Source organism: Clostridium sp. CCUG 7971 (assembly GCF_017590215.1).
Lineage (GTDB): Bacteria > Bacillota > Clostridia > Peptostreptococcales > Peptostreptococcaceae > Faecalimicrobium.
Map to the genome: position 1 here is coordinate 17,865 of NZ_JAFFPK010000045.1, position 15,636 is coordinate 33,500.

Annotated in this window: 18 protein-coding genes; 15 read left to right on the forward strand and 3 right to left on the reverse strand. The window is 28.3% G+C overall.

Translation table 11 applies throughout. The features are described 5' to 3' along the window. The first annotated feature begins 19 nt into the window (after positions 1–19). The 5 genes from rsgA (at position 20) to JWF52_RS06650 (ending at position 3,194) form a co-directional block, all read left to right on the forward strand. Complete coding sequence (rsgA, locus tag JWF52_RS06630) at positions 20–901, forward strand: ribosome small subunit-dependent GTPase A (RefSeq protein ID WP_208332740.1); 882 nt, start codon at positions 20–22, stop codon at positions 899–901. Position 902: 1 nt separating this feature from the next. Further along, positions 903–1,559, forward strand: a complete 657-nt coding sequence (gene rpe, locus JWF52_RS06635) for a ribulose-phosphate 3-epimerase (protein ID WP_208332742.1) — start codon at positions 903–905, stop codon at positions 1,557–1,559. Positions 1,560–1,568: 9 nt separating this feature from the next. Then, positions 1,569–2,210 (forward strand): thiamine diphosphokinase, encoded by a 642-nt coding sequence (locus JWF52_RS06640; RefSeq protein WP_208332744.1) that lies wholly within the window; start codon positions 1,569–1,571, stop codon positions 2,208–2,210. 147 nt (positions 2,211–2,357) lie between these two features. Then, complete coding sequence (locus tag JWF52_RS06645) at positions 2,358–2,900, forward strand: flavodoxin domain-containing protein (RefSeq protein ID WP_208332747.1); 543 nt, start codon at positions 2,358–2,360, stop codon at positions 2,898–2,900. A 144-nt stretch (positions 2,901–3,044) separates the two neighbouring features. After that, positions 3,045–3,194, forward strand: coding sequence for a 2-oxoglutarate translocator (locus JWF52_RS06650; RefSeq protein WP_286184036.1), 150 nt, complete (start codon positions 3,045–3,047; stop codon positions 3,192–3,194). Positions 3,195–3,429: 235 nt separating this feature from the next. Here the strand turns inward: JWF52_RS06650 and rpmB are convergent, their stop codons facing one another. Beyond that, positions 3,430–3,618, reverse strand: a complete 189-nt coding sequence (gene rpmB / locus JWF52_RS06655; protein WP_042271781.1) for a 50S ribosomal protein L28 — start codon at positions 3,616–3,618, stop codon at positions 3,430–3,432. 363 nt (positions 3,619–3,981) lie between these two features. On the opposite strand from rpmB, the gene JWF52_RS06660 reads away from it, so the two are divergent. The 6 genes from JWF52_RS06660 (at position 3,982) to JWF52_RS06685 (ending at position 9,797) form a co-directional block, all read left to right on the forward strand. Then, the gene (locus JWF52_RS06660; RefSeq protein WP_208332749.1) at positions 3,982–4,332 is read left to right on the forward strand and encodes an Asp23/Gls24 family envelope stress response protein; all 351 of its coding nucleotides are present in this window, start codon (positions 3,982–3,984) and stop codon (positions 4,330–4,332) included. Positions 4,333–4,346: 14 nt separating this feature from the next. Beyond that, the gene (locus tag JWF52_RS06665; RefSeq protein ID WP_208332751.1) at positions 4,347–5,972 is read left to right on the forward strand and encodes a DAK2 domain-containing protein; all 1,626 of its coding nucleotides are present in this window, start codon (positions 4,347–4,349) and stop codon (positions 5,970–5,972) included. Between the two features lie 140 nt (positions 5,973–6,112). Then, positions 6,113–8,170, forward strand: a complete 2,058-nt coding sequence (gene recG / locus JWF52_RS06670; protein WP_208332788.1) for an ATP-dependent DNA helicase RecG — start codon at positions 6,113–6,115, stop codon at positions 8,168–8,170. 40 nt (positions 8,171–8,210) lie between these two features. Continuing rightward, positions 8,211–8,765: a 16S rRNA (guanine(966)-N(2))-methyltransferase RsmD gene (gene rsmD / locus JWF52_RS06675; RefSeq protein WP_208332753.1), complete on the forward strand. Its 555-nt coding sequence runs from the start codon at positions 8,211–8,213 to the stop codon at positions 8,763–8,765. Positions 8,766–8,784: 19 nt separating this feature from the next. Beyond that, the gene (gene coaD, locus JWF52_RS06680) at positions 8,785–9,282 is read left to right on the forward strand and encodes a pantetheine-phosphate adenylyltransferase (RefSeq protein ID WP_353654888.1); all 498 of its coding nucleotides are present in this window, start codon (positions 8,785–8,787) and stop codon (positions 9,280–9,282) included. Then, positions 9,273–9,797: a hypothetical protein gene (locus JWF52_RS06685; RefSeq protein WP_208332755.1), complete on the forward strand. Its 525-nt coding sequence runs from the start codon at positions 9,273–9,275 to the stop codon at positions 9,795–9,797. The genes coaD and JWF52_RS06685 overlap by 10 nt, the downstream gene beginning before the upstream one ends. Positions 9,798–9,866: 69 nt before the next feature. On the opposite strand, the gene JWF52_RS06690 is transcribed toward JWF52_RS06685, so the two are convergent. Together JWF52_RS06690 and JWF52_RS06695 are read right to left on the reverse strand one after the other, a co-directional pair. Then, complete coding sequence (locus tag JWF52_RS06690; RefSeq protein WP_208332756.1) at positions 9,867–11,072, reverse strand: sporulation integral membrane protein YlbJ; 1,206 nt, start codon at positions 11,070–11,072, stop codon at positions 9,867–9,869. A gap of 109 nt (positions 11,073–11,181) precedes the next feature. Continuing rightward, positions 11,182–12,450 carry a nucleotidyltransferase gene (locus tag JWF52_RS06695; RefSeq protein WP_208332758.1) on the reverse strand — a complete coding sequence of 423 codons (1,269 nt, stop codon included), beginning with the start codon at positions 12,448–12,450 and terminating at the stop codon, positions 11,182–11,184. A 308-nt stretch (positions 12,451–12,758) separates the two neighbouring features. Between JWF52_RS06695 and JWF52_RS06700 the strand changes: the two genes are divergently transcribed. From JWF52_RS06700 to fapR, 4 genes are all read left to right on the forward strand, one after another. Continuing rightward, a complete protein-coding gene (locus JWF52_RS06700; RefSeq protein WP_208332760.1) occupies positions 12,759–13,955 on the forward strand; it encodes an acetate/propionate family kinase in 1,197 nt (398 codons plus the stop codon). 189 nt (positions 13,956–14,144) lie between these two features. Continuing rightward, positions 14,145–14,672 carry a YceD family protein gene (locus JWF52_RS06705; RefSeq protein WP_208332762.1) on the forward strand — a complete coding sequence of 176 codons (528 nt, stop codon included), beginning with the start codon at positions 14,145–14,147 and terminating at the stop codon, positions 14,670–14,672. Between the two features lie 13 nt (positions 14,673–14,685). Continuing rightward, positions 14,686–14,862: a 50S ribosomal protein L32 gene (gene rpmF / locus JWF52_RS06710; protein WP_042271813.1), complete on the forward strand. Its 177-nt coding sequence runs from the start codon at positions 14,686–14,688 to the stop codon at positions 14,860–14,862. A gap of 215 nt (positions 14,863–15,077) precedes the next feature. Next, entirely contained in the window at positions 15,078–15,635 is a 558-nt protein-coding gene (fapR, locus tag JWF52_RS06715; RefSeq protein ID WP_042271817.1) for a transcription factor FapR, read from the forward strand. The last annotated feature ends 1 nt before the right edge of the window (position 15,636 follow it).

The following is a 15,636-nucleotide window of genomic DNA, read 5'->3' on the forward strand; positions in this document are numbered from 1 at the left end:
GAATTTAAGGAGGAAATAAATGATAAATGGAAAAATTATAAAAGGAATAGGGGGATTTTACTACGTAGATACAGAAAATGGGCTTTATGAATGTAGAGCTAGAGGTATATTTAGAAAAGAAAAAATCACACCTTTAGTTGGAGATAGAGTTAGTATAAGTGTAGTTGATGAAGAGAATAAAAAGGGTGTAGTTGAGGAAATAGATAAAAGGGATACTGAACTTGTAAGACCACCTATCGCTAATGTAGATAAGGCTCTTATAGTATTTGCTATAAAAAATCCTAAGCCTAACTTATCCTTATTAGATAGATTTATAGTTTTAGCTGAAAAGGAAAATTTAGAGATAGTTATAGTGCTTACAAAAGCTGACTTAGATGAGGATGATACATTAGATAAATTAAAAAATGTCTATGAACTTAGTGGGTATAAAGTAATACCTGTAAGTAATAAAACTAAGCTAAATATAGATAAAATAAGAGAAGAATTAAGTGGAAATGTAGTCGTGTTTGCAGGTCCATCTGGAGTTGGAAAATCTAGTTTACTAAATGAAATAGATAGTAAGTTTAAATTACAAACAGGAGAAGTAAGTGACAAAATAAAAAGAGGAAAACATACTACACGACATGCAGAACTTTTAAAGTTAGATTGTGGTGCTATGGTTGCTGATACTCCAGGATTTAGTTCATTAACTTTAGATGATATAAGTGAAACTGAGCTTAAGGATTATTTTATAGAGTTTGATGAATTTGATGATTGTAGATTTGGTTCAAGATGTGTACATGAAAATGAGCCTAGTTGTGCTATAAAAGAGGCTGCCCAAAATGGTAAAATATCTAAACAAAGATATGATAGTTATATACAATTACTAAATGAAATAAGACAAGGGAAAAGGAGATACTAAAATGATTAAATTAGCACCATCTATATTATCAGCAGACTTTGCTAGATTATTAGAAGACGTAAAAAAGGTAGAAAATGCAGGGTGTGAGTACTTACACATAGATGTAATGGATGGCCATTTTGTACCAAATATTACTTTAGGGCCAGGGATTGTAAAATCACTAAGAAAAGATGTAAATATGGTATTTGATGCACATCTTATGATAGAAAATCCAGATCTTTATATAAAAGACTTTGTAGATGCAGGATGTGATTTAATAGTTGTTCATCAAGAAGCATGTACTCACCTACATAGAACTATACAAAATATAAAATCTTATGGTATAAAAGCAGGGGTTGCCCTAAACCCTGCTACTTCGATAGAATCAATAAAACATGTATTATCTGAGGTAGATATGGTACTTATAATGACAGTTAATCCAGGGTTTGGAGGGCAATCATTTATAGAAGGTATGATACCTAAAATAGAGGAATTAAAAGAGCTTATAGATAGTAAAGGATTAAATATTGATATACAGGTTGATGGTGGAATAAAACCTAGTAATGTAGATAAGGTAGTCAAAGCAGGAGCAAATATAATAGTTGCAGGTTCAGCTATATTTAATAGTGAGGATATACCAACTACTGTTAAATTATTTAGAGAGAATGCATCTAAATAGGAAATATATATGAAAATCTGTATTGTTTTAAATGGAGAAATCCAAGATTATAAAAATACAAAACAATTAATATCTAAAAATGAGTATGATTATATAATTTGCGCAGATGGAGGAGCTAATCATACGTATAATATGGAAATAAAACCGGACTATATAATAGGAGATTTAGATTCTGTATATAATGATATTATAAATTATTATAAAAGCTGTGGAGTTAAATTTGAGAAATTTCCATCTAAGAAAAATGAAACAGACACAGAGTTATGTATTTATTTAGCTAAACAACTTGGTGCAAAAGAAATCGACTTTTTAGGAGCATTAGGTGGTAGAGTGGATCATATGATTGCAAATATTAATTTACTTTATTATGTAAGATGTATGAATATAAGTACTAGAATAATATCTGATAAAGAAGAGATTTATATAGCAATAGATGAAGAAAAAATTATAAATGGAAATAAGGGAGATACAATTTCTGTAATACCTATAAAAGGTGATGCTATAGGAGTTACTCTTAAGGAACTAGAATATCCATTAACTGATTATAATATGAAGTACTCATTACCAATTGGTATATCTAATGTTATGTTAAAATCTAAATGCAGTGTAAAAGTTAATAAAGGAAATTTACTTATAATAAGAAATAAATAAAAAAGATGGTTTTTAACCATCTTTTTTATATGTGATTTATAATTTAGTAAATTTGAGCAAAGTGAATTTTATTTAAAAAGATTAAAGGGAAAATATAAACTTAGTCATATAATAATAATTATAAGTTTATAAATAGGGAGGTATATTATGGGGGATAAAATAGCAGTTATATATAAAAGTAAATATGGGACTACGAAACGCTATGCAGGTTGGATAGCTCTTAAATTAGGAGGAGACTTATATGAATTATCAGATATAAGAAGTAAAGATTTAGATAGGTATGACACTGTAATATATGGTGGGCCTTTATATGTTGGAAAAATAAAGGGTGTAGATTTTATAATTAAAAATTATGAAAAGCTATTAAATAAAAATCTTATAGTATTTGTTGTTGGAATGGAATCATATAGTGAAGAATGTAGAAATAAAATTATTAAAAATAACTTTGAAGGTGAGATAATAGATAAAATGGATTTATATCACTTTAAAGGAGCATTTAGCTACAAAGAACTAGGTATAATAGACAAAGCTATGATGAAATTTATGAAAAAGAATATAGAAGCGAAAGGTATAAGAGATTTAACTGATGATGATAAAAACTTATTAAAAGGATTTGAAAGTTCAATTGACTTAGCAGATAAAAAGTATATAAATAACTTAATAGACCATGTATATAGTATAAGCAAATAAAGGAAGTGTATTTTACACTTCTTTTTATTATGCAGAGTATTAAATTTTTAAATTAAAAAGTAGGACAGGTCTAAATTTATAATATTTTGCATAAATTTAACTATATAGAGTAACTAATAGATTTAAAAGCCATAGGAGGCGATTATGAGAAATCAATCAAAGGGTTTGTTGGGGATTGTATGTTTAGCAACTGGGGCTGCTGTAATACTGTCTATGATACTACCTAATTGGATATGGACGGCACTTACGGCATTTGTACTTATTGGATGTGGGGTATTATTATTCTTTTATTAATTAAAAAGCAATTATATAGGTAAATAACTAGTAATAATTAAAAAAACTAAGAATAACCTTTAAAGTCTAGGCAAATAAATTAAAAATTAAATTACAGGGGGAATAGATTATGAAAATGGTGACAATTAAATTACCAAAATGGATTTCAAATATTGTATTAAAGTTTATGAGAAGTGGTAAAAAAGATTAAAACATAAAAAAGGCCTACTAACACTAGTAGGCTTTTAAAGAATTATTAAGCTCTTTCAACTTTACCAGAACGTAAACATCTAGTACAAACTTTTACTCTCTTAGGAGTACCATCTATTATAGCTCTAACGCTTCTTAAGTTCGCTGACCACGTTCTTCTGCTGTGTCTATTTGAATGTGATACTTGGTTTCCAGAAACCTTACCTTTACCACATACGCTACATATCTTTGCCATTTTTCGTACACCTCCTTAAAATGATAACTATTTAAAGACTAAAAACATATTTATATTAACATAAATATTGAAAACGTGCAACAGAAATATATATTTGCTCTACACATATTGAAGAATTTGCTGTTATCATATAAAATTATATATATAGTTTTGTATAAAGTAAATATTAAAAAAGAAATACTAATATTTTCTTTAAATCTACCTAATATTTTACAAAAATATTTTTTAAATAATATGGCTAGGTTTAAATTATACCACATTTATAGTATTATAGGATATATAATTTTCTATGAACTATAAAAATAGAAAGTTTTAATATATTTTGAGCAAAATAAAATAAAAATGAACTTAAGGGGGTCAACCATGAGTGCAAAAGTAATGAATCAATATGGATGTATAGAAATAGATAAGCAAGTTATATCACAAATAGCATATAGATCTGCTATGGAAAGTTACGGGTTAGTAGGTTTAGCATATAAATCTAAGGGTATAGTAGAATTATTAAGAGGTGAGAATGCCTTTAAAGGTGTTTTAGTAGAAGAACTTGAAGATAATACAATAGCAATAGAACTTTATGTTATACTACAATATGGAACTAATATATCTACTGTTGCAAACAATATAATAGATAGAGTAAAATATACAGTTGAGAAATTAACGTCAATAAAAGTAAGTAAAATAGATATTAATGTGCAAGGAATTAGAGTCAAGTAATTAGGAGGAAGAAAATGATTCAATATATAGACGGTAAAGTTTTAAGAGATATGTTTGTCTCTGGTGCGAATAATCTTCAAAATCATAAAGATTTAGTAGACAAGCTAAATGTATTTCCTGTGCCAGATGGAGATACAGGAACTAATATGTCGCTTACAATATCTTATGCAATGAAGGAATTATCAAAGTTAGAAAATGATAATATAACAGATATAGGTAAGGCATTATCAAAAGGTTCTTTAATGGGAGCTAGAGGAAACTCTGGAGTTATATTATCACAAATAATAAGAGGGTTTGCAAAATCAATAGAAGGTAAAGAACAATTATCAACTGAAGATTTAGCAAAAGCGTTTAAAAACGGTTCTGATACTGCATATAAGGCTGTTATAAAACCGATAGAAGGTACGATATTAACAGTAGTTAGAGAAAGTGGAGAATTTGCAATAAAGTCATACAAAAGAGAAAATGATTTATTAAAGTTTTTAGAAATGGTTATAAAAGAAGCTAACGAGTCGCTTAATAGAACACCAGAACTTTTAAAAGCTTTAAAAGAAGCCGGAGTTGTTGATTCTGGTGGAAAAGGTCTAGTTCTTATATATGAAGGAATGCACGCGGCTCTAAAAGGTAATCCTATAAAAATAAAAGACTCAAGCGTAAATAATGTACAAACTATAAATACTTCAGCAAATTCTATAAACACTGAAGATATAAAGTTTGGTTACTGTACAGAGTTTATACTAGAAAGTGATAAAATAGAAGATACTGGAATAAGAGACATGATGTTAAAGTATGGAGATAGTTTAGCTGTTGTTGGGGATGAAGGTGTAATAAAAGTACATGTTCACACTAATGATCCAGGGCTAGTAATTCAAGATGCTTTAAAGTACGGTCAATTGATAACTATAAAAATAGAAAATATGAGAGTGCAACATGAAAATATAGTTTTAGATGCACAATCTGAGACAGCTTCTTCAGCAGAAGAAAAAGAGTTTGGATTTATAGCAACATCTATGGGTGAAGGACTTGCTAAAATATTTAAAGACTTTGGAGTAGATCACATAATAGAGGGTGGTCAAACAATGAATCCAAGTACAGAAGATTTCGTAAGAGCAATAGATACTATAAATGCTAAGAATATATTTATATTCCCAAATAACAGCAATATAATAATGGCTGCAAATCAAGCTAAAGAAATAAGTGAAAAAAATATTGTGGTTATACCAACTAAAAATACACCGCAAGGATTTACAGCTTTAGTAAACTTCAATGGTGATGCAACTGTTGAGGAAAATGAAGAAGCTATGATGAGCTCACTTGGATTAGTTAAATCAGGTCAAGTAACTTATGCTGTTAGAGATACAGTTATGAATGATATTGAAGTTAAAGAAGGAAATATAATAGGGATTGCAGAAGGAACATTATTATCTGCAGGAGAAAAAGTAGATGAAATAACTACAACTCTTGTTGAGAAATTAGTAGATGAAGATACTGCAATAATAACTTTATTCTTTGGTGAAGATGTAAGTGAAGAAGAAGCTTCTAAACTTCGTGACGAATTAGAAGAAAAGTTTGAAGATATAGATGTAGAGTTATACTATGGAGGACAGCCTCTTTATTATTACTTAATATCAGTTGAATAGATTAAAAAGTCCTGTATAATCATAATACTTAGTAAAAGTGATTATACAGGATTTTTTTAGTAACTGTGTTAGCAGCATGAAGTGTAGCGCCCACGCAGTGGCTTAAGTGAAGCTAATTTTGGTAATAGGTGATAAATATGATGGATTTAAGAAAAGATGTACAATATGTAAAAGGAATAGGCCCTAAAAGGGCAGAGAAACTTAATAAGTTAGGAATATTTACACTGAAGGACTTAGTGTATTATTTCCCTAGACAGTTTGAAGATAGAAATAATTTAAAGAAAATAATTCAATTAGAAAATGAAGAAAAAGCAACTATAAAAGTTATAATAGTAGGAATATCTACATCTAGCCCTAGAAAAGGCATGAATATAACTAAAGTTGATGTAAGAGACGAAACAGGATATGCAAAGCTAGTATTTTTCAATCAAGATTATGTGAAAAATACTTTCAGACTAGGAGATACAATATTAGTATTTGGGAAAGTAAAAAAGGAATTTAAAACCATAGAGTTAAGCTCTTGTGAAGTAGAACATCTTACAAATTCACCTAAAAACACTTGTAAAGTTATACCTATATATCCGCTTACATACGGAGTAACTAATAAGGACATTATAAGTATAATAAAAAATGTTTTAAGTGATAAAGAGCTTAAAATAAAAGAATATTTACCACAAAGGATAACTGAAAAGTATAAACTATGTAGCATAGATTATGCTATAAAAAATATTCATTCACCTAGTAGTAAAGAGGCCTTAAAAATTGCTCTTTATAGAATTGTATTTGAAGAATTTTTAATTTTGCAATTGGGATTATTCATGTTTAAAAATGGTGTAGATGAAGTTAATGGTATAAAGTTTAAGAAACATGAAAAATTAGAAGAGATACTAAAATCTCTACCGTTTAAATTAACTGGAGCTCAAGAGAGAGCATTATATGAAATTATACAGGATATGAATTCAGATAAGCTTATGAATAGATTAGTTCAAGGTGATGTTGGTAGTGGTAAAACAGTTGTAGCACTTTTAGCTCTTGCAAATTGCGTTTTAAATGGATATCAAGGTGCATTAATGGCACCTACTGAAATTCTTGCAGAACAGCACTATATTTCTCTTACGGAAACTTTAGAAAAGTTTGGAATGAAAGTTGAACTATTAGTAGGTAGTCTTACTAAAAAACAAAAAGAAAATGTACTTGAAAGAGTTAAAAATAATGAAGTAGATATATTAATAGGGACTCATGCTTTAATAGAAGATAAGGTTGAGTTTAATAAATTAGGACTTGTTATAACTGATGAACAACATAGATTTGGAGTAAGACAAAGAAATAAGCTTTCTTCAAAAGGCATTAATTCAGATATACTTGTAATGACGGCGACTCCAATTCCGAGAACACTAGCACTTATACTATATGGAGACTTAGATATATCTATAATAGATGAACTTCCTCCAGGTAGACAACCGATAGAAACTATTGCAGTTGATAAAGGTAAGAGAGATAGAGCTTATAATTCTTTAGTTAGAGCTGAAGTTGAAAAAGGAAGGCAAGTTTATATTGTATGTCCTTTAGTAGAAGAAAGTGAAGCGATAGAAGCAAAGGCAGCGGTAGAGCTTGTTGAAGAATTAAAAATAGAATACTTTAATGACTTAAGAGTAGGTCTATTACATGGAAAAATGAAAGCAAGTGAAAAAGATTTTATAATGAAAAGTTTTAAAAATAAAGAAATAGATATACTAGTATCAACGACAGTTATAGAGGTAGGAGTAAATGTTCCAAATGCAACTTTGATGATAATAGAAAATGCTGAAAGATTTGGACTAGCTCAGCTTCATCAGCTTAGAGGAAGGGTAGGAAGAGGTAGCCATAAATCATACTGTATTTTAATATATGCTTCAAAATCAGATGTTTGTAAACAAAGGATGTCAATTATGGAAGAAACTAATGATGGATTTAAAATTTCAGAAAAGGATTTAGAAATAAGAGGACCAGGAGAATTCTTTGGAACAAGACAACATGGACTTCCAGAGCTTAAAGTAGCTAATATATTTAAACATATGAAAATACTAAAAATAGCACAGCAAGAAGCTAGATATATCGTAGGAAATGACCATAAATTGCAAAATTTTGAAAATAAATATATAAAAAACGAAATAATTGACAAATTTGAACATTCCTTAGAAGAAATTTCGTTAAATTAAATTAAAATTATGTTAAAATATACAATGAGGTGAAGACACGTTGAGAGTAATATCAGGAAAAGTAAGAGGATTAAAGTTAAATACGCCTAAAAATGAAGATGTAAGACCTACTACAGATAGAGTCAAAGAATCTTTATTTAATATGATAAATCCATATATAATGGAAAGTAATGTACTAGATTTATTTGCAGGAACAGGTTCTTTAGGTATAGAGTGCTTATCTAGAGGTGCTAATAGATGTGTTTTTGTAGACATAAGTAAAGAAAGTATTTCTATAATAAAGTCTAATATAAAGAAAGCTAGAGTAGAAAATGAAAGTATAGTTTTAAATTTAGACTTTAAAGATGCTATAAGTAAACTAAAGATACAAGGAAATAAATTTGATGTAATATTTATGGACCCTCCATATTATAAAAATATGTTTATAGATGCATTACAAAAAATAGATAATGCAAGTTTATTAAATGAAGATGGAATAATAATTATAGAACATGATAGTAAGGATGCATTTCCAGAAAATATAGGAAGATTAGAAAAAACTAGAGATAAAAAATATGGAAATACTACTATAACATTTTATAAACCGGAGGAATAAACATAAAATGGAAAAGAAAATAAGAAAAGCTATTTTTGCAGGTAGCTTTGATCCAATAACAAATGGTCATTTAGACGTTATTTGTAGGGCATCAAAATTGTTTGATGAGCTACAAATAGGGGTTCTTTACAACCCTAACAAAAAAGGATTATTTAATTTTGATGAAAGAGTTAAACTTATTGAGGAATGTACAAGCCACTTAGGTAATATCAAAGTTGTAAGTTTTAATGGTCTTTTAGTAGATTATTGTGAAGAAAGTGGGATTGATACCTTAGTTAGAGGTATAAGAAGTGGGGCAGATGTTGAATATGAGTTGCAAATGGCTCATATGAACAAAGAGTTAAATCCTAATATAGAAACAATTATATTACCAACGAGTACTAAATACTCTTTTATAAGTTCATCTTTAATAAAAGAAGTATTAGCATTTAATGCAGATATAAAAAATTTAGTACCTGATATTGTTTTAAAAGAACTAAAAAGAAAAGCTAATAGGGGAGAAAAGATATGTATGTAGATTTAGAAATGATGGAATTATTTGAAGAATTAGAAAGTGTTATAAAAAATGCTTCTTCAATACCTTTCTCACATAAAAGTGGTATAGATAAAGATGAAGTATTAGGAATAATCAGTGAAATTAAGACACTAATTCCAGAAGAAGTTAAACAAGCAGATTGGATAAATAAAGAAAGACATAAACTTATAAATGATGCAAAGCAAGAGGCAACTGAATTAGTAGAACAAGCTAACAAAGAGGCTGAGAGAATAAGAGCAGAGTATACTAATAATATTGAAGAGTTAAAGAAAAATTCAGAAGAAGTTGTAAAAGCGTATGTTGAATCTAGCGAACCAGTAGTATTAGCAGAAGAAAAAGCAAATGAGATAGTAAAAAGAGCAGAAAGTATAGCTAGTGAAATAAAACTAGGATCTATTGAATATGCAGAAAATGTACTTACAACAATAGAATATAATTTAAAAGATATATTACAAGAAGTAGCAAGAGATAAAGCAGAATTAAATCCAAATAGATAAAATTCATTTCACTCATATCGCCAACAACTTTGAAATACAGGTACGTTGCTAAAAATAAAAAAGAAAGCATTAGCTTTCTTTTTTATTTTTATAACTTGTTTTTTCTAAAATTATAAGTGCTACAAGTATGTATACTATTACAAATATTGGAAGTATTGTTTTGTAATTAATAATATAATAATTCCATATAGGGTTATTATAAAATACATTGTATATATTTGAAAAGTTAGATACAACAGATGATGATTGGAATAATGGGTATAGTAAAAATGTAAATATACCAGCTAGTATTCCATGTAAAAATTTACTTAATATGTATAAATTAGTATTGATATCTGTCTTGGCTAGAAAGTTACAACATTGAGCTAATATAGATAGTCCACTAAAACCAATTAAGAAACTAGCTAGAGAGGCTCTGAGAACTTCAGGAGTAGATACTATACTAGCTACTTTACTACAACCTATTGTCATTTCAAACAAACCACTTATAAGGGCATGGCAAAGTTCAGAAGTTATACCAAATAATGATAAAGGAATAGATAGTATAGAAGATATCAATGAAATTATATTAAATAAAGAAAATATCTTAAATACAACAGAAAATACTATTACAAATCCTCCTACCATAAGTAATGTATTTATTCCACTGAATACTGCACTTCCAAATAAGACGAAAAATCCATTGCCATCAGATGCTTTAGTATCAATTACATTTTTTATATTTCTTCTTAATGAATACTTAGAATTAGGTAGTGATTCTTTACCATAGTTTCTAAAAAGTATACCTACAGATATGGATCCTAGATAGTGACAAGTTACCATAAGGTATCCTAAAGATGAATTTTGAAACATACCTGTTGCTACTGCACCTATTATAAATAAAGGCCCAGAAGTTGAACAAAATGATACTAGCCTTTGAGCTTCACATTTAGATATTTCATTGTTATTTCTAAGTTCAGATGCCAGTTTAGAACCAACTGGATATCCAGATACAGTAGATATAGCAAACACTAGAGCACTTTTTCCTGAAACATTAAATATAAACTTAGTTATAGGGTTTATTATAAATCCTATTATATCTACTATTTTTAAATCTACAATTAGATTTGCACCAATCACAAATGGTAAAAGAGAGGGTATTAAAACAGTTGTCCATATATGTAACCCTTCTTTAGCTGCGACTATAGATTCATTTGGAAAAATAATAATACCTAAAATTAAAAGTATAACAATTAATACAGGAGTAAAAAACGTTATAAGATTACTTTTTTTCATAAAATCACCTATTAAGTTATTGAATATATGATTATTATATTAACTTAATAGTCAAAAAAGACTTAAGAGAATTATATGAAATTTTCTTAAGTCTTTTCGATATAAAAGATTATCTTACATATATTGGTGAAGTATAAAAATCCATAGGACCTTTTAGTAAATTTTTATTTTTATCGTAATAAATTATATTATACATATTACTAGCTTTTACATCGTAATGTATTAAAGTTTTAAACGCATCATCATCCATAGAAAAAGATATATTTGAAAATTTATTTATTATATTTATTTCAGAATTATTTTTTATAGCTTTTAAAATCTCACGTCCCTTATCATTAAATGCTAATACTCTTACATAAGGAATAGAATTAATATTTTTTATCTTATTCATATCTTCTTTAGTAATTCCAAGAAGGATATTATTTAGAGTACGTTTAATTTTAGTTAAAGTATATCTTTTTGACTTTACAGATTGCTGTAAATCATAAAGAGAATTTGAAGTGAAAACACTTTGGTATATTTTATTTTCAATACCTTCATTAACTTCAAAGTAGTTATTTAGTATATTATAATCTCTAAGTATTATTGAAGATAGTAAATCAAAGTACTTATCATCAAACATAGGATTGAAATTACTTATTAGTTTATTATCTAATGTCTCGTAAGTAGGCTTTGGAACAACATTAGATATTAGTGACAAGTTATTATTATCCTTTAGTGATTTTCTAATAGCAGTAGCAGAACATATATTACTTTCTATGTTTTCTGAGTTATAAGAAGCAGAAATTCTAGAAATAGTATAAGGTTTTATATTACTTTTTAATTTTAGTAGACTTTTTATATATTCTAGTCCTAAAATGTTATTAGAAGAGTTTAAAACAGATAAAAGGTCTTCTTTAGAGATATCTACTAAATTATGCTTATTAATATAGTCAAATAAAGCAAAACTTCGAGCTGTAGGAAATAGTAGTCCTTCGTCTAAATATTTTTTTAAGTAAGATTTAAATTCATCGGTCTCATCAACTAATATTTTAGAAATTGTATATAGTATATCAACATGTCCTTCTTCACTACCAAAGCAAATAGAATCTATACAATTTAAAGAATTAAGAGTAGTTAGTGCTCCATGAGCAAAGATTTCTGCACTTTGGCAAGCAAACATAGTTGGAAGCTCAAGAACCAAATCAACACCGTTTTTAACAGCTGCCTCTGCCCTAGTATATTTATCAAATAAAGCAGGTTCTCCTCTTTGTAAGAAATTGCCGCTCATTATAGCAACGCTATGAGTAGCGTTAGTTATTTCTAACGATTTAGATAGATGATATAAGTGTCCATTGTGAAAAGGATTGTATTCAACTACAAGTCCGAGTATATTCATAAAAATCTCCTTTGCTAAATATAAATGAATTTAAATTAAAAAATTGTTAAATTTATATTTAATGTATAATTTAAAAAATAATTAAAATAAATAATTATATTATAATATTATAACAAATGGAGAAAAATAATCTATGTTAAGTAAAATATATTAAACAAATTAATACAATAAAGACTATACTTTTACATTGAAAAGTGTTATATTATTTATGACGAAATGTTTAATGTATACAACAATAAAAAATTTGTGAATAATAAGCCTGAGAAGGTTTTTTTACATATTAATTATAAACTTAAGGAGGTATACTAATGAAAGTATTAGTATTAAACTGTGGTAGTTCTTCATTAAAATATCAATTAATAGACATGTCAAATGAAGAAGTTTTATGTATAGGATTAGTTGAAAGAATAGGTATAGAAGGTTCTATACTTAAGCAAGAAAAAGATGGTGTAGAAGGTAAATTAGTTATAGAACAACCTATGAAAAACCATCAAGATGCTATAAAATTAGTATTAGAAGGTGTTGTTGACGCTAAATTCGGTGGAGTTAAAGAAATAAGTGAAGTTGAAGCTGTAGGACACAGAGTTGTTCACGGTGGAGAAAAATTCGCTGGTTCAGTTAAGATAACTGACGAAGTTATGGCTGCATTAGAAGAGTGTATAGAATTAGCACCACTTCACAACCCAGCTAACATAATGGGTATAAAAGCTTGTGAAGAAATACTTCCAGGTGTTCCAATGGTAGGAGTATTCGATACTGCTTTCCACCAAACTATGCCTAAAAAATCTTACTTATACGGATTACCTCATGAGTTATACACTAAGTACGGTGTAAGAAGATACGGATTCCACGGAACTTCTCACAAGTATGTATCTCAAAGAGCTGCTGCTATGTTAGGAAAGAACATAGAAGATATTAAGGTAATAACTTGTCACTTAGGAAATGGAGCTTCTATAGCTGCTGTTGATGGTGGTAAGTGTGTTGATACATCTATGGGATTCACTCCACTTGAAGGATTAATAATGGGTACTAGATGTGGAGATATAGATGCTGCTATATTACCATTCTTAATGGAAAAAGAAGGATTAGATGCTAAAGGATTATCTGATTTAATGAATAAAAAGTCAGGGGTATACGGAATGACTGGTATATCAAGTGACTTTAGAGATATAGAAGGAGCTGCTGAAAAAGGTGACGAAAAAGCTCAAGTTGCTTTAGATGCTTATGTTCAAAAAGTTAAGAAATACATAGGATCTTATGCTGCAGAAATGAACGGAGTAGACGCTGTTGTATTTACTGCTGGTGTTGGTGAAAATGGTATAGAAATAAGAGAAGCTATAGCTAATAACATGGAATTCTTAGGAATGAAGTTAGATGCAGAAGCTAACAAGGTTAGAGGAAAAGAAAGAGTAATATCTACAGAAGATTCAAAAGTTAAGATATTATTAATACCAACTAACGAAGAATTAGTTATAGCTAGAGATACTGTTTCTTTAGTAAAATAATTATAAATGCATATAATAATTTAAGGTAGGGTAAAACCTACCTTAAGTTTTGTTTTGTGATATAATATTAAGAGTATTTAGATTATAAAATAATTTATATACTGTCAAAAATATCTATCAAGTAAAAATACTTGACAAACAAATGCTAGATTTGTATAATAAATTTGGTAATGTATTGAGGTGAATTTAATGCAAATTAGTTTGGATAGATTAATTAGAAGAGAAACTGATAAAATAGACTTGAATTTTTCTCAAAAAGTTGATACTATTAATTATTGTGAAGAAAGTTATAAACTAGCTTCTCCGATAAGTGTAGATGGTAAAATTTCAAATACTAATAAGGGATTATACCTTGATGTAGATGTGAGTTTTATAATCGTTGATAAATGTTCAAGATGCTTAGAAGAAGTAGAAGTTCCTATCGAATATTCTATACAAGGATTTTTAGTTAAAGAAAATTTTGATGAAGATACTTTCGAAGATGATGATGCGTTTATATATGATGGACAAGCTATAAATATTGTAGATCTAATAGAACAAACATTAGACTTTAAATTACCGGCACAAGTGTTGTGTAATGAAGACTGCGAAGGTCTTTGTCAAGGATGCGGAGCAAACTTAAATAAAGAAGAATGCTCTTGCAATGAAATCGCGAACGACGAGGAGACTATAGATCCCCGTTTTGCTAAATTAAAAGATATATTTAAAAATGACTAAGGAGGTGGCGTAAATGGCAGTACCAAAGCGTAAGACATCTAAATCAAAGAGAGATATGAGAAGAGCAGCTAACTCAAAAATGGAAGCAACAGGATTTGTAAGTTGCCCACAATGTCATGAGCCAAAATTACCACATAGAGTGTGTCCAGATTGTGGATATTATAAAGGTAAAGAAGTTGTATCTAAGTAATAACTTCTAAAAAAACATGTAGATTAGTCTACATGTTTTTTTTATTTACAATGTCATATAATGGATATTTTATATATAAATGATATAATAAAAATATATTCTTATTTAGAGTTAATAATAAAAATAATAATAAAAGTGTTGATAAATTTAATGCAATACTATATACTACTATTAGTAGCTGGTACTAATTACAGCTATAAAAACTTGGAGGTAATATGAAAAAGAAAAGCAAAGCCCAAAGACAAAAAGAACTTGTTGAAATGCTACAGGCGGACCCTTTTTATACGGATGAAGAATTAGCAGCACTATTCGAAGTTAGTATTCAGACTATCAGATTAGATAGAATGAGTTTAAATATACCGGAATTAAGAGAAAGAGTTAAGACAATAGCAGAATCAGAAAGTTCAAAAGTTAAAACTTTAGGAATTAAGGAAATTACAGGTGAAATAATTGACTTATCTGTAGGGCAACTAGGAATATCTATGTTAGAAGTTACAGAAGACATGCTTTACTCTAAAACTAATACTTTAAAAGACACATATATATTCTCTCTAGCAGACTCATTAGCAATGGCTATAATAGATGCGCCAAAAGTTATTATGAGATTTGCAAATGTAAAATGCTTAAAATTAATAGAACAAAAGGATAGGCTTATAGCGAAGGCTGAAATTTATAAAAAAGCTGATAAAAAGCACTATGTAAAAGTTATTGTTAATAATAAAGCACAAGAACAAATATTTAGAGGGAAATTCATATTTGAGGAATTAGACTAGG